Source organism: uncultured Phascolarctobacterium sp. (genome assembly GCF_937920985.1).
GTDB lineage: Bacteria > Bacillota > Negativicutes > Acidaminococcales > Acidaminococcaceae > Phascolarctobacterium_A.
Genome location: NZ_CALDXR010000063.1, coordinates 14338 through 37652 on the forward strand (window position 1 = coordinate 14338; position 23315 = coordinate 37652).

Below are 23315 nucleotides of genomic sequence, written 5' to 3' on the forward strand. Positions count from 1 at the left end.
AGTCGCCTCGCTTGTTATTTAAGAATTTCCAGAATTTCGGCGACCAAAGCTTCAAGCTCAGCGGCAGCTTTTTCTGTATGGCGTTTTACTTCAGCGTATTCAATAACATTCATACCATTGAGCAAGGATTCTTTATAGGCTACACGGTTAAGAATTTTAGTTTCCATGACTTTGACCTGATACTTCCCGCAGGCCTCATCAATAGCTTCTTTGATGCCTTTAGCCATATTCTGCTTAGGATCATACTCATTTAAGAGCAGGTATGTGTTATCTATCGTGAAATAGCTACGCCATTCCTCCAGGGTATTGAGAACATCATCTGTTACCCAGTAGTCGAGACCGCTGGCCTTAAGTGGGATGAGCAGCATACCGAAAGTTGCGCAGGCTACAGTTGCCCTGGTGAGTTCGTTATCACCGGCACCTGCATCAACAACTATGAAGTCGAAGTTGGAATAGTTCTGGATGTCTTTGTACAGAGATTTTGCTTTCATGGTAACAGCACTGATAGGGGATAATTCTGCATTGCCATTGCGGATTTCAACTACTTTCAAAGAAGAGTTCTGCTTCTCGTCCATGTCGACAAGCAAAACTTTGTTTCCAAGCATAGCCAATCTTGTGGCAACATTGACAGAGATAGTGGTTTTTCCTGTACCACCTTTGGAGTTTACAACACTGATTACTTTCATGATTTGCCTCCTTTAATTTCTGATTTAATATAATAAGAGTAAACACTCTTGTTACCGGAGTCCCAGGTATCATATATAATATGATCTTTTATGGTTACCAGATGATGAGCAACACGACAGATTATGATTGCATCTTCATTTGTCATATCCCTTACCGTTGGTCGTTTTTCGCCTTTAACTACTTTAACAGTATGGCGTTCAAAACCATGCTCTTTTAAAAAGTGCTCATAAACAAGCTGACTGTTGGGCATATCGCTTAGAATCCAGCCTGTTTCCAATAACTCTTTATAAACTTCTTTCCACGTTTTTCCTACGGCAATAGTTAAAGCCCTGATAACGCAATCATCTGTCTTACGGCCGGAAGGATGTGGATTGTAGTATTGAAATGAATTGTTTTTAATGCTCATAACCTTGTTCCTTAACATTCTATTGAATTATAGAAAGCAATGACTTTACTGGAAGTCATAAGCCATTTGTCATTAATGTATCGCTTTTTTATATAAAGACCTTTACTGTTGCTGGCACGGGAAAGAGCCACATATAACTGTCCTTCGCAAAAGCAATAAGGATTAAGGTTGACCTTGCTGAAGGTCTGTCCCTGGCTTTTGTGCACAGTTATAGCGTAGGCAAGCTTCAGCGGTATCTGTGTATAGCTGCCAATAACATTCTTTATAAGCTTTCCGTTATTTACGTCATATTCTACGATTTCCCATGTATAAGGCTGCACTATAATCTTGATGCCGTCATCAATTTGTACGACTACTCCTTCATCCACAAAATCAGTGACATAGCCCATGGAACCGTTTTTATAATAACCTTCTGGATTGTTTACTAAGGTCATTACCCTGGCACCGACTTTGAGGCAAATCTCATCATCTGCAGCTTTATCGTTTGCAGATACTTTGCCTATAACATCTGCTGTGAAATAATGCTCTTCAGTATCAAGTTTGTCCATACTATTATGGTTGAATTCAGCAGCTTCTCTATTAGTGCTGCAGATATAAATAGCATCATTTAATGGGTTGGCAGTACATAGTTTACATAAACCAGCTAGAGCTGCAGTGTTTCCGCGTCTGATATGGTTCAGGCTTTCTATGAATTGAGGCTCGTTATGTCGTACAACATGTGTTAAAACGATATTCTGAAAATGCATATCAGACCATTCAGATGCTTCAAAAGCAAAACCTTCATGAATGTCTTGCTGCCAAAGTTTTTGCAGAACATTGCGCTGGTAGTCTGTTAATACGGGCGGCAACTGAAAGAAGTCACCTACTACGATAAGCTGCTTTGCTTTTTTGATTATTTGGCAGGCTTTGTTAATGGCTCTGATGATATAGCTGAATACGTCAAAACGTACCATAGAAATCTCATCAATAATGATAATATCAGCCTTTTTTACAGCTTCAGTTATTTTAGAGATTCGTGTCATAGGACCGATAGGATCTAAAGGTACTTTAAAGGCACGATGGATAGTGCTGCCATTGATATTAAGAGCAGCTACACCTGTCGGGGCTGTGACCATGATATTCTTTCCGCGGCTTTGGCAGAATCCTATAAAAGTTTTTATCAAAAAGCTTTTCCCTGTACCGGCATTGCCGGTAAGAAAGACATTTTTGCCGCTTGCCATAATCTCAAAGGCTTTTGTTTGTTCTTTGTTTAGTGTAAACATAATTTTCTCCTTAGTTTTATGATATCTTTTTATGTTTGTAGGTAACGTTCAATAATGCACCGTCCTCATATGCGTTGTGCTCGAAGTCTTCATAGTTCAATCCTTGCGATTCACAAATATGACTAATTAAGCAATTTAATTTGCAAGCATTTATTAAATTCTCAAGTAGAAAAGCTTTTGAATCTATAAACGGATTCTCACCATGCAAATATGCATTACTTAAGGCTGCGAGAACGTCATTTTTAGCCCTATCTTCTATATCTGAAAGCTCTTGTGAATAAACATCAATCCCAAAATGCTCAGCTAAATCTTCAAAGCATTGCTCGCCGTGTGCTAAAATGTTTGGATGTAGATTCCAAAAAACATAATCAAAATTTGCCATAACTCTGACTCCTTAATTTGAAAAATTATGTGCATAAATACTGAATGATACAGTTTCTTTATCAGTGATGTCAATAATAGAATTAGGCATTGAAGCATTATCAGTACCGTAGATATCCCAAACTTTCTTTTCTGCTTCAGCTGAATTAGCAGCTTTAACAATCCCAAGTTTGACTTCTACGATTCTCCCTGTATGCCAATGATGATAATTGATTTGGAACATAAATGTTTTCATAAAATCGCCCTTCTTTCAAAAATACTATACTGCGAATATTTTTTGTTGCTTTTCGCACGTATTAGGAAATTGCGAGTAGTCAACCGACAAGGATGCGTAGTACCTGCTTGCAGGTTGCCTTGTTGGTTGGCGTATGAGCAATTACAATACGTGGACGAAAAGCAACGATAAAACAGATTATTTTGTGCCGCAGGCACTGTTTTAAGCTGCTGCTCACCAAAACATCATAATTGTATATAATTCATATAAAACATATCTCCTTATATGCTTTATACATTTTATATGTTTTATATAGATATATAGGACTATATATTTATGTATAGGTTTATATAAGGCGTTACGTATCGCAACGCCTTAATTATGATCAAGAACGCTCTTTTGTACTTGCTATTAACTCTAGTAATTTTTTTTCAAAAAAGGCCAGTTGTTCATATGTATAGTAAGTCGGAATATATCCTTCTCCACCTTCATTAAAAATATCATTATATTGCTTTTTTAATTTAGGTACATCTTTAGCATAATACAAGGGATGTTTTTTATATTCACTGATAATATTTTTTTAATTTTTGATTTGTTTAATTAAATTTTGCTTCTCGTAAGAAGCTTTAGCAGTTTCTTCATTGTGAATCAATTCATTGTAAAGCTCTTCCGTTATAATATATTTAGTAAAATAAACGCGTGTATCATAAAAATAAGGACTTTTAGAGATTATTCTTTCAATACCGTCTCTGCTTATATATTTCAAATGAGCAATATTTCCAATTGCTCTTATGCCATCAAAATAATTAGCATGATTGTAGTCTTTTTCTTCTTCTATGGTTTCCCATCTACCTTTTCCTGTTATAATCAAATCATGTGGATAATCATAATCAATATAATAAAATTCTTGCAATCTTATTTGTTCAATGTATCTTTGTTCAACATTAACGTATTTTAATATTTCCGCATTGCTTTTATTATTTGCAATCATTCTTCTAACTACAATTTTGTTAGTATAATTAATTCCGTATTCAATTTCATCTTTTTTTTCTCGATTAGTGATATTTTCGTAAAACCTCTCGTATATCTCTATATGATTATCTATATCACTAATAATCATAGGTTCAAGCATAATAATATTAGTTATAGCTGTTATATCATATTCCATCATCATTTTTTTAGCTAAACGTAATTTTTGTAAATCTTCTCCGACAATAACATAACTAGAATAATATTCAAAATTAAGTGAGTCTAAATTTCTTAAATTTCTCATAAAATTACCCTTCTTTCCCAATACTATACTGCGAACATTTTTTGTTGCTTTTCGCACGTATTAGGAAATTGCGAGTAGTCAACCGACAAGGATGCGTAGTACCTGCTTGCAGGTTGCCTTGTTGGTTGGCGTATGAGCAATTACAATACGTGGACGAAAAGCAACGATAAAACAGATTATTTTGTGCCGCAGGCACTGTTTTAAGCTACAGTTTTTAAAAATATAAATCTATATGTCTTGTATGCTTGTTTAAAATATATAGGATTATGGATTCCATATATTCATATACAACCTATAGGTTTATATGTCCTATATATTTATATGAAACATATAAGACTATAAGTTCTGTAGGTTGGTATAGAACGTATAAGCTTATGCAATCTGTGTAGAAATATGATTACATACAACTTATATAAACATATAAATCCATATATGTTATATATAGACTTATATGTTTATATAAAGCGTTGCGAAAGGCAACGCTTTATATAAAAAAGGGGAGGAAACATAGCTTATCTGCTCATTTGATTAGAATTAATTGGTGGAGTGATAGCGTTCAAAATCAATTTTTTCTTTGGCTTATTACTGGCGTTTACGGATTTTGCAGACATTGCTTTGATAAGACCAGGAAGGGCTTTGGAAAAATTGTCGGATTGGGTTATAGCTAATAATGTATCTGCGCTTTGTCCCAAAAATTCATTTAAACCTTGGGGAGAGTTAAGTTCAGCGCGTGCTCTGCTGATAGCTTCTGGGAGCTTATCTAAAGCAGTTTCAACATTGGGAACAATACCTTTAGGTATATTCTCAATACATTCCTGCAGGCGGCTCAATCCTTCGTGCATCTTGAAATACTGACCTGACAGATGTTTTGGGGATATAAGCCCGCCTTCACGGTCGCCTAAATCATATCTGTCTTCACCATTGGTGCCTACAAAAAGAAGAGTGTTGTTCTCATCACGTGCCATGATAAACAGTTTGGTTTTATAGTAACGGCCGTAAGCAGGATTTTCGCGTTCGCTACGGATTTTCTCGTCAAGCTGCTGAAGCAGTTTATCAGCTTCATGGAGCGTCATAATTGAGCCGGAAGCAAGTTTGGGATGGCTGCATTCAGACCATTTGATGTAAACCATAGGCTCATCTTTGCTGACAGCATTGAATTTATCTGCAGATACTTTATCGCCGTCGATATCAAGGATAACAGCATCTTTTTCAGAAGAAGCTTCTGCTTGCTTTACCTTAAGGAATTCTCGTTCCCGTTCGTAGAGGTATTCACATATAGCGTCAGCATCTTTTGCTGCACGGAAGATTTCAGCAGGATCTTTTTTTAACGCTTTTATCCAGCTGCCGACATAGGCTGCATGTTGCTCATTGGCCGCAGCGTTTGCTATACCCAGTTCGGCACACAACATATAGCTGGCAATTTCTGCACGGAGTTCTTCTTTGGCATAATCTTCATTGCCAAAGGTATTCTTGATATCACGGTTCAGCCTGCTTTCATGGCCTGTAGAATGACCAAGCTCATGTAGTGCGGTACTGTAATAGGCTTCATTGTCTGCAAAGCTGCCTTTGGGTGTTAAATGGATTTCATCCAGCATAGGACTATAGAAATTTCTGTCCGCTTGGTCATGATAGATAGGTACGCCGGCAGCGTTTATAATATTTTCTGCCCGTTCTACAGCAGTCCACTTTTGTTCTGGCAGTTTAAGTTCTTGTTCCGGCAAGCCGTCACATTGAGCAGCGTTGAAAACAATGCTGCGGAAAGGAACTGGATGGTCAAGCTCTTTTTCAACTTCATTGCCATCTTCGTCTTTTTCTTTCTTGGTAAACTTCCAATAGGTGACAAGAGTGCCTTTTTCGCCTTTGCGGACCTTACCGCCCAGTTCCTGTATCTGTTTGAAGGTCATCCAGCGGTTATCATTATATTTTTTTTCAAGACTGATATACATCAGCCGCAGTGCATTCATACCGTGATAACGTCTCTTGGAGGAACCGTTATGGGGAATCATAGACATAGTTGCAGTCCAGGGTTTTTGCCAAGGGGCAGTACCTTTCTCAAGCATATCAATGATTTCCTGAGCAACTTGTTTATGGTAATCAGCCTGTTTTTCAAGGTTACTCTTCTTCGTGGTCGCCATCAACGGATGCCTCCTTTGCTTCTTCTTCGTTTAAAGCATCTTCCTCAAATGCTGCATGTTCATAAATCCATGCTTCTCGTTCTGCTTTACTGATACTCATGATGTGTCTGTCTCCTTTTCCTTGAAGTGAAAACATAAATAGTTATCTTTTTACTTCCCTTACTCTTGTAAGTTCAGTTTCGTTGCTTTGCTCTGCAGTGCTGCTGATATTCACCAGATGTGACTTTCTCCGAGCTTTTACTGCTGCAGTCTGAATAGGTGGTGGAGTAGGGATATTGTTGGCTTTAGCAAATTCTTCGCTGGTTGACTGGATGCTACTGCCATATTCGTTCTGCTTTTCTGAAGGCATATTACGCACATAACGCACAACAGTATCAGCAATAGCAGCTTCCTGGCTGTTCAGCTTACGGTGGTAATCTTTACGTGGTTCTCTTTCCTGTGAAGTAGCAACCTGTTCATGTACTTTGGTTTCCTGCTGATCAGGTGTCTGCTTTATTGTTTCGGTTTCTTGTTTGTCTTCGCTGACAGGTTTAGAAGATCCAATAGGCTCTTGTGCTGCAGGTTTAACCGGTACTACATTTTTAATCTCATCAGTTATAGTAAAATGCTCTGAATCAGTCAGTTCAGACATCATATAAGACATGGTCATAAAGCTGTACTTGACCTTGACGCGATTTATATCATTTTCGTCTTTATAAATATCCGTAACAACACCTTTACCTGTAAAGTTGCTGTAAATGACCTGCCCAAGCTTTATTTTTACAGTGTTGTCTGCTGACTGGGTAGCAGGAGCCTTTGCTTTTTTAGCTTGTTTTTTCATGATTTTCTCTTTTAAAGCTGCTTTAGCTTTTTTCTGTGCTTCATAGTAAACTTCGGCTTTAGCGACAGCTTCTTTGCCAAAGTACTATTTGCTGTGAGCTGCCTTTAATTGAGCAAGGCTGTACAGACCGCTTCCCGTACCAGGACCGCCTTCACCGAAGATTATAAAGAGCTTTGATTTACCGTTCTCAGAGATATATTCCCCGGTTATACCTTTACCATAGTCCGGATGATATACAATACAGGTGCGAGTTATAGTTCCATGATCTTCCGGCTTTGTAGGTTTTGCCGTAGTATGTATCTTTTCTTTTGTCTTTGAGGCATTAGATTCTTTGACTTCTTTGCTTTCTGTTTCTGTAGCAGTATTGGATATTTCTTTGTCTTTGGAGACAGAAGAATTAGTTGCCTCTCTTTCCTGGTGTTCCTTGACAGCTGCTTTCTGGTTCTTTTTCTTTTTCCAATAGCTGAATTTATAACGTAATGCCCGCTGTTCTTCCTTAGTGAACTGTACAATGTTGTCATTGACGTAATTCAAAATAGCATATGAGTCACTATAAGTGTAGTTAAGCATATTGGGGTTGCGGTTGATTTCATCTGCCCAGCGTGTCAGGTACTCGCTGTGGGTTTTCTTGTGTGAATCGCTTATTTTAAGACCGTATCTTGTGCGGAAACGGTAGGTTGCCATTTCCACGACAAGCTCCTCAACTGCATAATTTGTTTGACCACAGCGCTTCTTCAGGTCAAGGAAGAAGGGGTTTTTACCGGCACGGCTGTCAATCAGGGTGCTATGGGCAATGCAATGATAAAGCTCTGCAAGAAATTCATCTTTATTCTTCCAGTTGGCTTCCGGAACCATATGGATAGTATCAGTATCTTTGACATAGAAGTTGTTTTCTGTCTGGTCGAAAACAATCTTTGCCTTGCAGTTTTCTAATAAACGTTTTCTTGTTTCGTTTTTTTCCATCCAGTTATAGGGCATTTCCGGCTCTTCACCAAGTCCTGAAATGGCAGAACCGTTGTAAAGGCGCTCTATTTTAATTTGCGGGCGGCTTAATTTGACCATCTCTTCTATGGGATGACCGTTTTTGTCATAGACAGGATTGCCGTTATCATCAGTTTTCTTGACGGAAACCTCATTGGCCCATACTTCAAGCTCTACACCTTCGTCCTGCTTATACAGGTGAGCTCCTTTGAGTGCCAGGATTCCTCCCCAGCGACAATCTGTATAGCCATGCTCGCGGGCTGCGTAGATCATGGGAATAGTGTTGTGCTGATAGTAGTAGCCGGTCTTTATGCTGACCATGCGTTTAAATGCAATACCTTCGTTGTCCCAAAAGAAAGGTGTGCCAGCTTCAAAATCAATTATCGCCAAATCGGCTGTATGCCTGCGGATTCGGGCACTTTTCTCTGAATCTTCGGGTGAGATATCATAGTTTTCACGATTAAACATAACGCGCCTCCGTAAACGTCAGTTTTTCATTTAATGTCTTTGACATCAATGCAGATTGCCTGGTTTTCTTTGTCATATAAATTAAGATTTAAAATTTTATTATCTTTATAAGCTATAAGACTACCATCACGATTAATGACAATTTTGTCAGTGTTGATAATCTCCTGGCCATCGACTGTTAAAATAATATCCATACGTCCTTATACCTCCTGGTAGTGATTTATCTCTCACAGCGTCAGAAATAGGGTTATTTTCAATTTTTTAGTTCTGCCCTAGTACGAATACACAAACGGCATATAAAATCGTTCTAGGGCAAAATCTGTGCGTCTGAGAGGACTTTTAATTATCCTTGCTGTGCATTATTATCTTGCAACTGTGCAATAATGTCTGTAAGAGTATTATTGGCAGTGAATGCCTTATAACGTTTCTCGCAGGTACAAAAATCCACATGCCCATTAGGATAAGCATCTGAGGGAGGGTAGTTTATGACACCGTTGCCGCGACAGGTAGGACAATCTATCTGGAACTTAGGCTTGAATTTAAGCCATTCCTGTTGACTGAGAAAATTAGCAGGCATTTTGATATATCGCATATCAACGTCGCCTTTATGCATTGCATCAGCATAATTCTTGGCAGCGGCAATCAGATCGCTGATAGCAACGCCTTGGCTGACAAGGTCGCAAAATGCCTTATAAACAACATCACGCTTAGCCTGGCAACGAGGATAGCACTGCATAAAAGCATCAAATCCCTGAGCAACAGGTAAACCAAAATTATCTACAGGTTTGCTTACGTTTATATTTACTTTAGTACTACTGGATGGTTCTATCTCTATCTCTTTCTCTATCTCTGTGTAACGGTCGTGAACATTGTTACAATTCGTCACATTGTTACGTATTTGCGTAACTGGGTTACTATTTTGCGTAACATCGTTACGCACTGTAACACTGTTACATGTATGTGACGATGTATTATCCACAGTAACAACGTTACATTGATGTGTCACATTGTTACACTGTGGATAAGGGAGTTTGTTAAAATCATTATCATCAAGACACAACAAATTCTCTTTTTTCTTCTTCCTAGAGCGGCGCATTCTTTCAGCAGCATCACTTTCAGTTCCTATATGACTTATTGCCTCGATAAAATAATAATTATCACCATCGATTGTTAGCAAATTATACTGGTGAAGAAATTTTAATAAAAAATTAACAGCATTAGCGTCACTATCGAGAATTAAAGCGAGCTCTTCGGCAAAAGTAGCTTCAACATGATCGAAATGCAAACATCCTTCCGTTTTTACAGAGCGAGATAATAAATTGATATAAAGAACGATATATGTATCACCACCTGGGATTTTTTGCAAACGCTTGATTTCGCGTGAGTCGAAAAAATCCGCACGCATTTTAAACCAATAATATTTTTTAGGCATATTTTGTTACCTCAAAACGGAATTTCCTCATCAAAGGGAACGGCAGCTCCGAACGCTTCCATACCTCTATCATTTTGCGAAGCAGTAGATGCAGAAGCATTCGTATTTGTAGCAGTATTGCTAGCTTTCTTTTCAATAAAGTTAAAATTGCTAACAATAACTTCAGTCGCATAACGTTTCGAGCCATCTTTAGCATCATAGCTACGTATCTGCAGACGACCTTCAATTAAAATACGCTGTCCCTTAGCAAAGCTATTACCACAAACCTCAGCCTGTTTGCCCCAGATAACAATAGGGATAAAATCAGCTTCATGCTGGCCGTCCTGATTTACAAAGGGCCGGTCAACAGCAATCGTTCCTTGGCACACAACTTTGCCGGTAGAGGTATATCTCACCTCTGGATCACGAGTGAAGCGGCCGAGTAAGATAATTTTATTCATGATTTAATTCACGTTCCTTTCGTTTAAGCATGTACTCATGTACAAGCTTTCTGATGCCATTTTTGGGATCTTCTTGATGTGCTTTTATTAAATTGTCTTGTCCAATTTCACGATAGATAGGTAGCATAATACTAGCAAGAGCCGTGCTGTAATGCTTAAGTCCTGGTATAAAAGGCTTATCTACGTGAGTTACGCTTTCCTCGCGGCTTATTACATGCCAGTCTTTGCGGTCTACTGTGATTTTGGCTTTAATGTTGTCATAGGATTTTGCAAGCATGATTAAGCACTCCTGACAAAACAAAACTTACAGATGTACAATATGTACATCATGACGGCAAAAAAATATCTTCAATAGAGGCTTTTAGTATTTTAGAAATTTTATACGCGAGTGTTAAAGAAGGCTTTTTTGTGCCAGCTTCTAAAAAGGCAATATATCTAACGGTAATGCCAGCTTCTACAGCTAATTGTTCTTGGCTCATTCCTCTTGAAAGTCTATAAGTCTTTAATTTAGACATATAAAAGCTCCTTTCTGCGTACATTTTGTACTGTACTTATTGTACAGTACAAGTGGTGGAATGTCAACACTGTTTTTGGTAAAATATATGTACTAACAGTACAGGTGGAGGAAAATCTATGTTAGGCGAAATAATAAAAAATCTAAGGACAAAATATAATATTACGCAAGCAGAATTAGCTACTTATTTAGGTGTTACGCCTAAAGCTGTATCATTTTATGAGTTGGGACAAAGAGAACCATCTAATGAGATGCTAGTAGCTTTAGCTAAAAAGTTTAATGTGACAACAGATTATCTTTTGGGGCTGAGAAATAGTAAGAATGGTTATATGCCTTTAACTCCTGCAGAAGAATCTCTGATAAAAAAAATTAGACAATTAGATGACGATGACCAAGAAGAATTAGAAGCAATTATTGATATGAAAATAACCAAACTACGCAAGAAGAATATTGAAAAAGAAGGAATAGCTTAGTTCTTATTAAATTTAAAGGTGATCAAGATGAATGAAAAAGATATTGATTCTGTTACGGTATTAGATAATATAACTCCTATAATAGAAGGTGGCAACGAAACTATTACTGTATCAGGCAAAGTATTTGATTTTAAGGTATCTGATGATAATAGCTATGCTACTTTTAGATTAAATTATGACAAAGATTTTGCAGTTAATATTTATATTGATTCTTATAACTGGAAGAAGCTGCTGAATGTCGGAGTTAAATTAAAGGAAAAAGATTATGTGAAGGTTTCTGGATATCCTGATTTATGGAAACAGAAAGATAAAAACAATAAATTTATCTTGCAAATAAAGGCCAGAACAATTTACCATAACGAAGAAAAAACAAATTATTACTGTCCTCCTAACAATAAACCTAAAGCATTACCAGAAAATCCTAAAATTACATTAATATCTAATGTTAGTGGTGCCGGTGCTCAAGACTTTTTGCGTATACTTAGTCGCAATAAAAATATTGATATCACAAAAGTTAATGTCCCCATGGAGGGTGATAAGGCTTTAGAAGAAATTCCTGCAGTAATAAAAGCAGCTAATGATAGTAATCACGCAAATCTTATTTGCATAGTCCGTGGTGGCGGTGATCCGATTGGAATAAGATACATTTTTGATAATGAAAAAATATGTCAATCTATTACAAATTCCAAAAAGCCTGTTCTGATTGGCGTAGGACATACAAAAGACTTTACTAATGCTGATAGAGCATCCGACGCTCCATTTAATAAGAATGGATCACATAATTATTTTATAACTCCAACAGACTTGGCCAATTATATTAATAAGCATTATTACAAAAGCATAAAACAATCTGCATCTACTTCTATAGATACAACTATAGCAAGTACAAGCTATAATAAGTACCTTATTGTTGTTATAGTAATACTATTGCTCTATATTTTCTTTGTGAAATAAAAAAGAGCTGCATAAAGCAGCTAATAATAAAATTTGACAATCCAGAACGCTCGTGGTAAGATAAGGATAACCAAAGTAGACCATGTGAAGCATTGGCTTCACGCAAAAGAAAACCCCCGAGTGCCAGCTCGGGGGTTTTTAATTTAGGCTGGCTGTGTACTAAAAATGTCTATCCAGCCATTTGCAAATGTAGTAACCAGCTACAGATGCTGCGACAGACACCCAAAAAGTAGACCATGTTTCTAGCATCAGCTACACCTCCTTCCTGCTGGAAAGAGTCACAGCGTTTTTATTATAACAAAATAACATTATAAATGCAAAATTGACAATTTAAAATTCTCGTGGTACGATAAGGGTAACCAAACGAATAGGCTGCGTGAGCATAACTACACGCAAAAGAAAACCCCCAGAGTGCCAGCTCTGGGGGTTTTCAATTTAGGCTAGCTGCTCGTGGTAATTAGACATTGACATTAGCGCCCCGCTGTAGTACAATGTATTACAAGGAAAGGAGCTGATATTATGACATTTTCTATTAGATTGACACCGGAAGAAAGAACTCTTGCTGAGAGCTATGCAAAATTACATGCTGTTTCTTTGGGAGATGCATTTAAACGAGCACTTTTTGAACGCATTGAAGATGAATACGATATTGCTGTTGCTGATGAAGCGTATAACGAATATATTAATAGCGGTAAAAAAAGCAAACCAATCTCTGCTCTTTGGAAAGAGCTTGACTTATGAGTTACAGTATTGAAACAACCGCTAGGTTTAACAAAGAGTTCAAGAAGTTAGATAAATATACACAACGCATGATAAAAGGCTGGATTGAAAAGAATTTAGTTGGAGAAGAAAATCCACGTCGTCATGGAAAAGGTTTAACTGCTAATAGAAGCGGGCAATGGCGCTATAGAATTGGTGATTATCGTCTTCTTTGTCACATAGATGATGGTAAATTAATTATATTAGCATTGTCAGTTGGACACAGAAGAGAAATATACGAATTTTGACAATCCAGAACGCTCGTGGTAAGATATTTTTGACAAAAGAAAGAGCTGTGGAACATACTTCCCACGCAAAAAAGAAAACCCCGAGCTGGCACTCGGGGTTTTTCAAGTTTCAGGTGCACAAAATAAATTAATAAATAAGAGGTGAGAGGCATGAGAGCTGTATTATATGCACGCTATTCATCAGATAATCAGCGCTATGAATCCATATCCGGACAATTTCATTGCAGCGAAGAATACTGTAAGCGCAAGGGTTATAACATCGTGCATTACTATTACGATGAAGCAAAGAGCGGCACGACTATAGCAGGTCGTGAGCAATTCAATCAGATGATTGCTGATGCAGCACGTGATATATTTGATGTCATAGTATTTTACCAGATTGACCGCACAGCACGTAATGAAATGGACTATTATGCAAGCGTGAATAAGCTTCTGGAATTAGGTATACGCTACGAATATAGCGCAGAGGGTATAGATGTATCAACTCCGAACGGAAAGCTTACAGAGGGCGTTAAAGTGGCTGTAGCAGCGTTCTTTTCTAGAGACCTGTCTATAAAGATTAAGCGCGGCAAAAAAGAGAATACACTGCAGAAGAAGCATAATGGCGGCATAGCTCCTCTTGGTTATGATATTGCTGCTGATGGTACTTATATAATTAATGATTATGAGGCTGTTGCAGTCAAAAAAATCTTTGCTATGAAATTAGACGGACAGGGATATGGAAAGATAGTTGACTGGCTCAAGGCTAATGGTTATAAAACTAAACGTGGTGGATACTATAGCAAAGGTAGCATACATGATATACTTTGCAACCGCAAGTATATTGGTATGTTAGAAATGGGAAAAACATCTAAACATAATAGCAAAGAGAAGGTTGATGACTATATGGAAATCAAGGATGCTATACCGAAAATTATAGATACGAAAGATTTTGCAGCTGTACAAGATATTCTTGCGGCACGTCGTAATGGTAAAGCTAATGCCAAAGAGGTTTATGCTCTTAGTGGGCGTATTTTCTGCCAGTGTGGTGCTGCTATGACGGGGCATAGAATTGGTGCTAAAGGTAATAAGTACAGCTATTACGTATGTGGCACACAACGTTATAAACATGGCGATTGTGATATACCGATGATTCGCAAGGATAAGATAGAATTTATTACATATCTTACGATTGTTGACTATATCAAAGTAAATAAAAAATCTATCATTGCAGAATTCATGTGCCAAGCTGAAAGCAATGAAGATAAAGTGCGTGAAAATGAACTGCGCAAGAGAATTAATGCACAAAAAAACAAGGCGAAGAAGCTTCTTGCCTTGTATGATGGTTCGGATGATTTAATTTTAGATGCCTATAAGGATGCTAAGAGAACCTTAGATATGATGGAAGCAGAATTAGCGTCTATGGTTCAGCGTGATACTAATAATATCAATCCAGAAGTACTGGAAGTATTCATAGATTCTATGTTGATGGAAGCAGGCTATTCTGATGCCTTCTTAAAGGATTTCTTTACGTCTTTAAACGTCAAGGTCACAGTAAATAAAATAAACGCTGAAATTCAGTTGAATCTCAGCGTTTTCCCATTCGTGGTAGCGCTAAAGGGAATCGAACCCTTGATTTCGCCTTGAGAGGGCGACGTCTTAGCCGCTTGACCATAGCGCCATTTGGCTCCGGGACTAGGACTCGAACCCAGACCGAATGATCCAGAGTCACTTGTGCTACCATTACACCATCCCGGAGTAGCAGTTCTTTTTGAGCACGCTCATCAGAACAATAACAATTATAGCAGAAGGATAAGGATTGGTCAAGTACTTTTTTGAAAAAAATATAATTTTTTTTGAAAAAGTTGGCAGAAGACAGGCAACGTTTGTTTGAATTATAGATTGACGCATATGCTTTAGCATGATAAAATCAAGATAATACAATGATTATATAACAGTGAATAAATATTCGTGACTAGGGGTGATAGCATGAAGCTTATACATTTATCAGATCTGCATTTAGGAAAAAAACTCAACGAGTTTTCTCTTTATGAGGACCAAAAATATATTTTACAACAGATTGTACAGATAATTTGTGCTGAGCAGCCTGATTGCGTGCTGCTCGCCGGAGATATTTATGATAAGCCGGTGCCGCCGGCTGAAGCTGTCGTTTTATTTGATGACTTTCTGAATCAATTGGCGGCGCTCAAGGTTCCGGTGTGCATTATCAGCGGTAACCATGATTCGGCAGAGCGCTTGGCGTTCGGTGCGCAGCTGATGAGCAGCAGCGGCGTTCATTTTGCAGGCAGCTATAACGGACAGCCGCAGCAGCTTGTGCTGGAGGACGAATTTGGGAAGGTGAATATTTTCCTGCTGCCGTTTTTGAAGCCTGCTGTGGTGAAGCATTGGGCACCGGAGGAGGCTGCTGCAGAGATTAGCAGCTATCATGATGCGGTGAAGTATGCTGTGGCGCAGCTGCCATTGCTGCAGGCGGAGCGCAATGTTCTTGTTGCGCACCAGTTTGTCACTGGTGCTGTCACTGCTGGCAGTGAGGCTGTTAATGTGGGCGGTCTGGATAATATCGGTGCGGAGGTTTTTGCTGATTTTGATTACGTGGCCCTGGGGCATATCCATAATCAGCAAAACGTCGGTGGTGATGAGCGGATTCGTTATTGCGGTACGCCGCTGAAGTATTCCTTTAGCGAGTGGCAGCAGCAAAAGTCTGTGACGATGGTGGAGCTTGCTGCCAAGGGCAGCACGAAGGTTACGCAGCTGCCGCTGACGCCGCTGCGCGAGGTACGCTATTTGAAGGATACCTTTGAACATTTAATGGCCAAGCCCAATTATGTTATGTTTCCCATGGATGAAAATGAATGCCTGCAGGATTTTTATTATCTGACGCTTACGGACGAAAATGATGTGACTAATGCTATGCAGCGTCTGCAGACTATTTATAAGAATTTGCTGCAGCTTGATTACGATAATAAGCGTACCCAGGCGAATGCGGAGCTGAAGCTGGCGGCAAGTCTTGAGGAGAAAACGCCGTTGGAGCTTATTGGTGATTTTTATCGCCTGCAGAATAATCAGGAGCTGAGTGAAGAGCAGAAGCAGTATCTTACTGATCTGCTTGCAGATTTTGGAGGTGAAGGCTTATGAGACCGCTGAAGCTGGTTATGAGTGCGTTTGGTCCGTATGCAGGCCAAACCGTTATAGATTTTTCCAAGCTGGGCGAGCAGGGATTGTACTTGATTACCGGCGATACAGGTGCCGGTAAAACCGTGATTTTTGACGCTGTTTCCTATGCCTTGTACGGACAGACGAGCGGCGGTGTGCGTGATGCCAATATGCTGCGAAGCCAGTATGCTGATGCAGATACGCCGACGTTTGTGGAGCTGGAGTTTTCCTTTCATGGCAAGTGCTACAAGGTAAGACGTAACCCGGAGTATCGCCGCCCGGCGAAGCGCGGCACCGGTATGACTAAGGAGAAGGCTGGCGCTGAGCTTTACTATCCCGATGGACGCGTACCGGTGACAAGAATGTCAGATGTAGATAAGAGCATTGTGGAGCTGTTGGGGCTGAATCATAAGCAGTTTACGCAGATAACGATGATTGCGCAGGGGCAGTTCCGCAAATTTTTGGATACTAATACGGATGAGCGCAGTAAAATCTTCCGCGATTTGTTTCATACATACTTCTTCCAGCAGCTGCAGGATAAGCTGAAGCAGGACGCTGCGGCCAAGCGCAATGAATTTCTTGAGCAGCAGCGCCGAAGCGAGCAGGCTTTGAACGGCATTTGCTGTGCTTATCCTGCGTATACGGAGCATTTGCAGAGTTTGGCCCTGCGTCACTATGAGGGCTGCGTGGACGAGGTGCTGGCTTTGGTTGATACGCTTATTGCGTTGGATGAAAAGGAGCAGCAGCAGGTAGCAGCAGCGGAGACTGCTGCAGCCAAGGAAGTGTCTGCGTTGCAGGACAGCTTGGGAGCACTGGCTAAAAAACAACAACTGCTGCAGGCAATCCAAAATGCGGAAGCACGAATTGCCCGCATGCAGCAGCAGATAGAGCAGGAAGCAGCGGCAAGTGTGCAAAGGCAGGAGGTACTGCAAAAATTAGAGGCAGAGGTCAACGAAGCGCAAAAGGGCGAGGTGGAGCTGGCACAGCTGCAAACAGAAAGGCAGCAGCTGGCTGCACGTCAAAGGGAGCTGCTACAGCTGCAGGATATGCAGCAGCGTTACCAAAGGCAGGAGGTTGCACTGCTGCAGAAGCGCCAGGAGTATAAGCGTGCTAGCGAGGAATATGAGCATCTCAATAAGCTCAGCGACGTTTGCTTTGACAGATTTTTGGGCGCACAGGCGGGCCTTCTGGCGCATGATAAGCTGAAGCCTGGCAAGCCCTGCCCGGTTTGTGGTTCCTGCGAGCATCCGCAGCCTGTGCAGCTGGCGCAGGACGCACCTACCGAAAACGATGTTGAGCAGGCACGCGCTAAGGCTGAGGCCGCTCAGAAGGTAAGAGACGGACTTGTTGGTGAAGGCAAAGCGTTGAAGGAACATCTGGAGCTGGATAAAGGCTTGCTGATAGGCAAGGGCATGGAGCTGCTTGGCTGTGATGATTTGAAGCTGATTGCTGAAAAAGTACAGGCAGAGCTGAAGGATGTTAACAATAAGATTACGGACCTGCGCCTGAAGATGGGCTTTTTGCAGGAAAAGGTGGAGCAATACCATAAGCTGGCGAAAACGCTGGAGCAGCAGAAGACTGCTGACAAGCAGGCGGAGGCTGCAGCGCAGAGCATGAGGCAGCAGCTTGCTGGTGCCGAAGGCCAGCTGCAGGAGCTTAACAAGCAGCTTGCTCAGCAGCAGGAGCTGTTGGTTGATGTAAATGAGCAGGAGCTGCAGCAGGAGCACGCAAAGCTGCTGGCGCAGCTGCGTGAGCTGGATTTGCAGGGCAAGCGTTTGTATTCTGCGATTGAAAAGAATCGTCAGATTAAGCAGGAGGTCAGCGGTTACGAAGCGCGCAGGGCAGCCTGTGAAGCGGAATATAGCTTCATCAACAGTCTTTCTGCAACGCTGAACGGTACGCTGACCGGCAAAAAACGTGTTAATCTGGAAACCTATGTGCAGATGCACTACTTCGATAAAATTCTGCAGCGTGCCAATATCAGGCTGCTGCGCATGAGCCGCGGGCAGTACGAGCTGTGCCGCGACAAAATGCAGGACGAGGACAGCAAGACTGGCAACAGCAAAACGGGCCTCGATTTGGAGGTTAAGGATTACTATAGCGGCAATCTGCGCAGCGTCAAAACCTTAAGCGGTGGCGAATCCTTTATGGCATCGCTGGCGTTGGCGCTGGGATTGGCGGATGAGGTGCAGTCCTGCGCCGGCGGCATTCAGCTGGATACGATGTTTGTCGACGAAGGCTTCGGCTCACTGGATGACAGCAGTCTGCAGCAGGCTATTGCTACGCTGCAGGGCCTCAGTGAAGGCCATCGCCTTGTAGGTATTATTTCGCACGTGCATGATTTGCAGGAAATGATAGATAAGAAAATTCTCGTCAGAAAAAAACGCGGCCTGCAGGGGACGGGCAGTGAGGTAGCACTGGTGGTAGATTAAGGCAAAAATATCTCTGCGGAAGCAGAAAATCACTTTACCATAGATTACCAGTGTGATAAAATAATCTTTATACTTAAAAAGCAAATTGATTGCTGACGTGTACGTAGCAGCAGTTGAAAAACAAAATGTATGGAGGGCTTGACGATGAAATTATTGGAAGAAAAAATTGTTAATGACGGTGTTATCAAAAGCGGTAACGTCCTCAAGGTTGACAGCTTTTTAAATCATCAGATTGATGTGCCGTTTGTTGCGGAGCTTGGTAAAGAATTAAAGCGCTTGTTTGCAGACAGGAATATTACTAAAATCCTGACTATTGAAGCCTCCGGTATCGGTATTGCCTGCGTAGCAGCAATGCATTTTGGTGTTCCTGTAGTATTTGCCAAGAAATCCAGCGGCAGCAATATGGATAAGGACGTTTACTTCACGCAGATTTATTCCTATACTCACAGCAAAACAAACGACGTCGTTGTTTCCAAAAGATTCCTGTCCAAAACAGACCATGTGCTGATTATTGATGACTTTCTGGCTAACGGTTGTGCACTGGAAGGACTTATCGATATTGTACGTCAGTCCGGCGCTACTGTTGAAGGCGTTGGCGTTGCTGTAGAAAAAGGCTTCCAGGGCGGCGGCGACAAGCTGCGCAAAGCCGGCTACAACCTGCATTCCTTAGCTATTATTGATAAGATGGATGCAAAAACCAACACAGTAGTGTTCAGACATGAGGAAGCGTAATGAGCGAAAAACAATATAGTGATCCGATATACGACTTAGACGGAAAAATATCTGTAAGCAAAGCGATTCCCTTCGGCCTGCAGCATATTCTGGCGATGTTCGTAGCGAATATCGCTCCGATTCTGATTGTAGCCGGTGTGGTAAAAATGCCGGTAGAGCAGAGCGGTGCGCTGGTGCAGTCGGCAATGCTGGTAGCAGGCATCGGTACGCTGATACAGCTTTATCCTGTCTGGCGTGTCGGCAGCGGTCTGCCTATCGTTATGGGCATCAGCTTCACCTTTGTATCCATCGCCTGTGTTATCGGTGCTAAGTACGGTTACGGCGGCGTTATGGGTGCGGTACTGGTTGGCGGCTTGCTGGAAGGCTTTTTAGGACTTGGAGCAAAATATTGGCGCCGTCTGATTCCGCCGATTGTTGCTGCTACCGTTGTTACCTCCATCGGTTTCTCTTTGCTGGCAGTAGGCGCTAACTCCTTCGGCGGTGGCTTCGGCAATCCCAACTTTGGTGATGCTCCTTATATTATTGTAGGTACTATTACGCTGGTAAGCTGCATTGCCTACAATATTTTCGCCAAATCCTTTTATAAACAGCTTTCCGTGCTGTTTGGCTTAGTTGTCGGCTATGTTGTTGCTTATTTTATGGGCATGGTAAACATGAGCAAGCTGGCAGAGGTTAAGCTGATTGCTATTCCTCAACTGCTGCCCTTTACTATGGAATTCCATCCTGATGCAATTTTTGCTTTCTTTTTGATTTTCCTGGTTTCTGCTACGGAAACTATTGGTGATACCTCCGCCATGACCGCTATCGGTCTGCGCCGTGATGTTAAAGAAAAAGAAATTTCCGGCTCCATTGTCTGCGATGGTCTGGTAAGCAGCTTGTCTTCTGTTTTCGGTTGCCTGCCTATCACCTCCTTCAGCCAGAACGTAGGCCTGATTGCTATGACAAAGGTTGTAAATCGTTTTGCAATCATGACAGGCGCTGTTATTATGATTATGGCAGGTCTGTTCCCGGCACTGGGCGTGCTTTTGGCATCTCTGCCGGAGGCAGTTTTGGGCGGTTGTACCTTGATGATGTTCGGCTCTATCGTAGTAAGCGGCGTGCAGATGATTGCTAACTGCGGCTACAATTCCCGTAATGTAACGATTGCTTCTCTGGCACTCAGCATCGGTATCGGCTTTACTCAGACGCCGGCAATTTTTAAGATTTTCCCTGATTTGATTAAGAATGTTTTTGCAGAAAACTGTGTAGCCGTAGTTTTTATCGTGGCTATGGTGTTAAATATTATTCTGCCTAAAGAGGAAGAAGAATAACGATACGTGTTTTAAAATAAAGAGGGGTTACAAATGAAGATTATTGATGCCCATATGCATTATTATAATGTTGATGGTTTTGTGCAGGTTGCAGCCAATGCAGGTTATGAAAATACATCGGCCTGCTGGCAGGAAATATGCGAAGAAAACAATATCGTTTTTTCCGTAGCTATGGGCAACACTAATTATACGTCTTCGAAATACGGCGGTGTCACACCGCGCATGATTGACCTTGCAGCGCCTTTTGACGAGGAGCATTACAATCAGCCGCAGAACATGGGTTACTGCATGGGTGTAAACAGCGAGGCTATAACCGAAGCAAATGCGGAAAAAACAGCGCAAGAATTTGAACGCTTTATTAAGGACCCGCATTGTCTGGGCATTAAGCTCTATCCCGGTTATAATGCTGTCTATGTCAATGATAAAAGGCATTGGCCGCTGTTTGAACTGGCGCGTGCCTATAATGTGCCTGTTGCAATTCACACAGGCGATACTGCTTGGCCCAGCGGTCTTTTGAAATACTCACATCCGCTGACTGTTGATGAAGCGGCAGTGGCGTTCCCTGACGTAACCTTTGTCATAGCGCATTGCGGTTGTCCCTGGTTTGCTGATGCGGCAGAGGTGGCCTGCAAAAACGCTAACGTCTGCATCGACCTTTCTGGTCTCGTAGAAGGCAATCCCAAACCATTGATGCTGCTCGAAAGACAGCGTGGTTTTTTGCGACAGCTGCATACCTGGCTAAATTATCTTGGCAATTATGAAAAAATCATGTATGGCAGTGACTGGCCGCTTGTAAATATTCCCTTGTATATCTGGATGATCAGCCATGTTGTTCCCGAGTGCTATCACGAGGATGTATTTTATAACAATGCAGTAAGGATTTACAGTAAAATCGGCAAACTGCTGGAAAAGTGCGGAGGTTGAGATGGGACAGGCTGATATTAAAGAAATAGAAGCAGGACTTAAGGATTGGGACTTTGTACGCAATCTGCCTGCAACAATCGGAGATTACACCCTTGTGCCGGGTTCTGGTATCGACGGACAGATTTTGAATATTGCGGCCTACGTGCATGAAGCAACGCATTGTCGTCTTGATCTGACCTATACGAAGGAAACCTTCGATTATGTACCGGTAAAAACTGTTGGCCTGCATACGTTTCGCGATGTGCGTTTCTTTTGTCGTGACCGCGAGCATTTTGCTGATATGATGCGCAAGAGTTTGCCGGATATTTTGGCCAGCATGGACAAGAAAACTGTGCATACGTTGCCATACGAAGCGAAGGCACTGCATTTTGAGAAGTGGGACTACTGGCGCACACTGCCATCTCAGGTAGGCGATTATGAGCTGTATATTACGCCGGATAATCCTTTGCCTTATATTAATGGTTCTTATATCTTTTTAGATTACACTGATTTTAAGCATGGCAATCAGATATACTTTTCTTATAACATTTTCCGCGATGAGCTTTTTGCAGAAATGCGTAAGAATCATCTGCCCTTGACTACAGACGCTTTTGACGTGCTGGGCAACGTGCCGGCAGAGGATAAGCTGCAGGCTTTGCAGGTGCATATGGAAGCAAATTTAATGGCCACATTGGAAAGTTTAAAAAAAGTATAAAAAGCTGTTGACAAAACGAGGCCAACCCTGTATAATATAATTCGTAGTTGATTGGCCCGGTGGTTCAGTTGGTTAGAATGCCGCCCTGTCACGGCGGAGGTCGTGGGTTCGAGTCCCATCCGGGTCGCCAATCATGCCTCGGTAGCTCAGTTGGTAGAGCAAAGGACTGAAAATCCTTGTGTCCACAGTTCGATTCTGTGCTGAGGCACCATATTGCGGAAATAGCTCAGTGGTAGAGCACCTCCTTGCCAAGGAGGGGGTCGCGAGTTCGAATCTCGTTTTCCGCTCCACCTTTTAAGGCGACATAGCCAAGCGGTAAGGCAGAGGTCTGCAAAACCTTTATCCCCAGTTCGATTCTGGGTGTCGCCTCCATTTTTATTTCTTAAAAGGTGTTAAGTAGTTATGTCTGCCGCGGTGGCGGAACTGGCAGACGCAAGGGACTTAAAATCCCTCGGGTAGTGATACCCGTACCGGTTCGATTCCGGTCCGCGGCACCAATTAGATAGAAAATATCTGATTGGAATCACAAATAGAGAAAATGCTGATTGAACTTGTAGAAGTCAATCAGTTTTTTTGTGGTGCGCCCAGCATGGGCGATAACTAGGTGGTGAAAGTCCACTACG

General features: G+C 41.3%; 26 protein-coding genes and 7 tRNA genes. 16 read left to right on the forward strand and 17 right to left on the reverse strand.

The annotated features are described in order from the left end of the window. Positions 1-14 precede the first annotated feature (14 nt). From Q0612_RS11285 to Q0612_RS11355, 15 genes are all read right to left on the reverse strand, one after another. Complete coding sequence (locus Q0612_RS11285; protein WP_298884777.1) at positions 15-686, reverse strand: ParA family protein; 672 nt, start codon at positions 684-686, stop codon at positions 15-17. Beyond that, a complete protein-coding gene (locus Q0612_RS11290) occupies positions 683-1093 on the reverse strand; it encodes a hypothetical protein (RefSeq protein ID WP_298884780.1) in 411 nt (136 codons plus the stop codon). Before Q0612_RS11290 ends, Q0612_RS11285 begins: the two co-directional genes overlap by 4 nt. Positions 1094-1104: 11 nt before the next feature. Further along, positions 1105-2355, reverse strand: a complete 1251-nt coding sequence (locus Q0612_RS11295) for an ATP-dependent RecD-like DNA helicase (RefSeq protein ID WP_298884783.1) — start codon at positions 2353-2355, stop codon at positions 1105-1107. Positions 2356-2371: 16 nt separating this feature from the next. Continuing rightward, a complete protein-coding gene (locus Q0612_RS11300) occupies positions 2372-2737 on the reverse strand; it encodes a hypothetical protein (RefSeq protein ID WP_298884785.1) in 366 nt (121 codons plus the stop codon). A gap of 12 nt (positions 2738-2749) precedes the next feature. Beyond that, positions 2750-2971 carry a hypothetical protein gene (locus tag Q0612_RS11305; protein ID WP_298884789.1) on the reverse strand — a complete coding sequence of 74 codons (222 nt, stop codon included), beginning with the start codon at positions 2969-2971 and terminating at the stop codon, positions 2750-2752. 559 nt (positions 2972-3530) lie between these two features. Further along, positions 3531-4223, reverse strand: a complete 693-nt coding sequence (locus Q0612_RS11310) for a hypothetical protein (protein WP_298884790.1) — start codon at positions 4221-4223, stop codon at positions 3531-3533. A gap of 512 nt (positions 4224-4735) precedes the next feature. After that, positions 4736-6358, reverse strand: coding sequence for a zincin-like metallopeptidase domain-containing protein (locus Q0612_RS11315; protein WP_298884793.1), 1623 nt, complete (start codon positions 6356-6358; stop codon positions 4736-4738). Further along, a complete protein-coding gene (locus Q0612_RS11320; RefSeq protein ID WP_298884795.1) occupies positions 6336-6458 on the reverse strand; it encodes a hypothetical protein in 123 nt (40 codons plus the stop codon). The genes Q0612_RS11315 and Q0612_RS11320 overlap by 23 nt, the downstream gene beginning before the upstream one ends. A 42-nt stretch (positions 6459-6500) precedes the next feature. Next, positions 6501-7178, reverse strand: coding sequence for a hypothetical protein (locus Q0612_RS11325; protein WP_298884797.1), 678 nt, complete (start codon positions 7176-7178; stop codon positions 6501-6503). An 84-nt stretch (positions 7179-7262) separates the two neighbouring features. Beyond that, a complete protein-coding gene (locus Q0612_RS11330) occupies positions 7263-8627 on the reverse strand; it encodes a zincin-like metallopeptidase domain-containing protein (RefSeq protein WP_298884799.1) in 1365 nt (454 codons plus the stop codon). A 26-nt stretch (positions 8628-8653) separates the two neighbouring features. Beyond that, entirely contained in the window at positions 8654-8821 is a 168-nt protein-coding gene (locus Q0612_RS11335; protein WP_298884801.1) for a hypothetical protein, read from the reverse strand. Between the two features lie 149 nt (positions 8822-8970). Next, the gene (locus tag Q0612_RS11340) at positions 8971-10059 is read right to left on the reverse strand and encodes a phage replisome organizer N-terminal domain-containing protein (RefSeq protein WP_298884803.1); all 1089 of its coding nucleotides are present in this window, start codon (positions 10057-10059) and stop codon (positions 8971-8973) included. Positions 10060-10070: 11 nt separating this feature from the next. After that, positions 10071-10499, reverse strand: a complete 429-nt coding sequence (locus tag Q0612_RS11345) for a single-stranded DNA-binding protein (RefSeq protein WP_298884805.1) — start codon at positions 10497-10499, stop codon at positions 10071-10073. Further along, entirely contained in the window at positions 10492-10776 is a 285-nt protein-coding gene (locus Q0612_RS11350) for a hypothetical protein (RefSeq protein ID WP_298884807.1), read from the reverse strand. The genes Q0612_RS11345 and Q0612_RS11350 overlap by 8 nt, the downstream gene beginning before the upstream one ends. 49 nt (positions 10777-10825) lie before the next feature. After that, positions 10826-11014, reverse strand: a complete 189-nt coding sequence (locus Q0612_RS11355; RefSeq protein ID WP_298884810.1) for a helix-turn-helix transcriptional regulator — start codon at positions 11012-11014, stop codon at positions 10826-10828. A 118-nt stretch (positions 11015-11132) separates the two neighbouring features. Here Q0612_RS11355 and Q0612_RS11360 point away from each other — a divergent pair, with 118 nt between their 5' ends. From Q0612_RS11360 to Q0612_RS11965, 5 genes are all read left to right on the forward strand, one after another. Then, entirely contained in the window at positions 11133-11486 is a 354-nt protein-coding gene (locus Q0612_RS11360) for a helix-turn-helix domain-containing protein (protein ID WP_298884812.1), read from the forward strand. A 27-nt stretch (positions 11487-11513) separates the two neighbouring features. Next, entirely contained in the window at positions 11514-12440 is a 927-nt protein-coding gene (locus Q0612_RS11365; RefSeq protein WP_298884814.1) for an exodeoxyribonuclease VII large subunit, read from the forward strand. Positions 12441-12959: 519 nt separating this feature from the next. Continuing rightward, positions 12960-13181, forward strand: a complete 222-nt coding sequence (gene relB / locus Q0612_RS11370) for a type II toxin-antitoxin system RelB family antitoxin (protein WP_293392347.1) — start codon at positions 12960-12962, stop codon at positions 13179-13181. Further along, positions 13178-13447, forward strand: coding sequence for a type II toxin-antitoxin system RelE/ParE family toxin (locus Q0612_RS11375; RefSeq protein ID WP_293392350.1), 270 nt, complete (start codon positions 13178-13180; stop codon positions 13445-13447). The genes relB and Q0612_RS11375 overlap by 4 nt, the downstream gene beginning before the upstream one ends. A gap of 150 nt (positions 13448-13597) precedes the next feature. Beyond that, the gene (locus tag Q0612_RS11965; protein ID WP_367181740.1) at positions 13598-15073 is read left to right on the forward strand and encodes a recombinase family protein; all 1476 of its coding nucleotides are present in this window, start codon (positions 13598-13600) and stop codon (positions 15071-15073) included. On the opposite strand, the gene Q0612_RS11380 is transcribed toward Q0612_RS11965, so the two are convergent. Both Q0612_RS11380 and Q0612_RS11385 read right to left on the reverse strand, forming a co-directional pair. Further along, positions 15033-15107, reverse strand: a tRNA-Glu gene (locus Q0612_RS11380). The two genes, Q0612_RS11965 and Q0612_RS11380, sit on opposite strands and share 41 nt — an antisense overlap. Positions 15108-15110: 3 nt before the next feature. Next, positions 15111-15184, reverse strand: a tRNA-Gln gene (locus Q0612_RS11385). A 231-nt stretch (positions 15185-15415) separates the two neighbouring features. On the opposite strand from Q0612_RS11385, the gene Q0612_RS11390 reads away from it, so the two are divergent. The 11 genes from Q0612_RS11390 to Q0612_RS11440 all read left to right on the forward strand — a co-directional run bounded on the left by Q0612_RS11390 (position 15416) and on the right by Q0612_RS11440 (position 23189). After that, the gene (locus tag Q0612_RS11390) at positions 15416-16582 is read left to right on the forward strand and encodes an exonuclease SbcCD subunit D (RefSeq protein ID WP_298884817.1); all 1167 of its coding nucleotides are present in this window, start codon (positions 15416-15418) and stop codon (positions 16580-16582) included. Further along, positions 16579-19032 carry an SMC family ATPase gene (locus Q0612_RS11395; protein ID WP_298884819.1) on the forward strand — a complete coding sequence of 818 codons (2454 nt, stop codon included), beginning with the start codon at positions 16579-16581 and terminating at the stop codon, positions 19030-19032. The genes Q0612_RS11390 and Q0612_RS11395 overlap by 4 nt, the downstream gene beginning before the upstream one ends. A gap of 144 nt (positions 19033-19176) precedes the next feature. Next, positions 19177-19764, forward strand: a complete 588-nt coding sequence (locus Q0612_RS11400) for a xanthine phosphoribosyltransferase (protein WP_298884821.1) — start codon at positions 19177-19179, stop codon at positions 19762-19764. Then, complete coding sequence (locus Q0612_RS11405; RefSeq protein ID WP_298884823.1) at positions 19764-21074, forward strand: uracil-xanthine permease family protein; 1311 nt, start codon at positions 19764-19766, stop codon at positions 21072-21074. The genes Q0612_RS11400 and Q0612_RS11405 overlap by 1 nt, the downstream gene beginning before the upstream one ends. Positions 21075-21107: 33 nt before the next feature. Further along, a complete protein-coding gene (locus Q0612_RS11410; protein ID WP_298884824.1) occupies positions 21108-21998 on the forward strand; it encodes an amidohydrolase family protein in 891 nt (296 codons plus the stop codon). A gap of 1 nt (position 21999) precedes the next feature. After that, positions 22000-22692: a hypothetical protein gene (locus Q0612_RS11415; RefSeq protein ID WP_298884825.1), complete on the forward strand. Its 693-nt coding sequence runs from the start codon at positions 22000-22002 to the stop codon at positions 22690-22692. Between the two features lie 53 nt (positions 22693-22745). Beyond that, positions 22746-22822, forward strand: a tRNA-Asp gene (locus Q0612_RS11420). 5 nt (positions 22823-22827) lie between these two features. Further along, positions 22828-22903: transfer RNA gene (locus Q0612_RS11425), tRNA-Phe, on the forward strand. A 4-nt stretch (positions 22904-22907) separates the two neighbouring features. After that, positions 22908-22982: transfer RNA gene (locus Q0612_RS11430), tRNA-Gly, on the forward strand. An 8-nt stretch (positions 22983-22990) separates the two neighbouring features. Next, a tRNA-Cys gene (locus Q0612_RS11435) sits at positions 22991-23064 on the forward strand. 36 nt (positions 23065-23100) lie between these two features. Beyond that, positions 23101-23189, forward strand: a tRNA-Leu gene (locus Q0612_RS11440). The last annotated feature ends 126 nt before the right edge of the window (positions 23190-23315 follow it).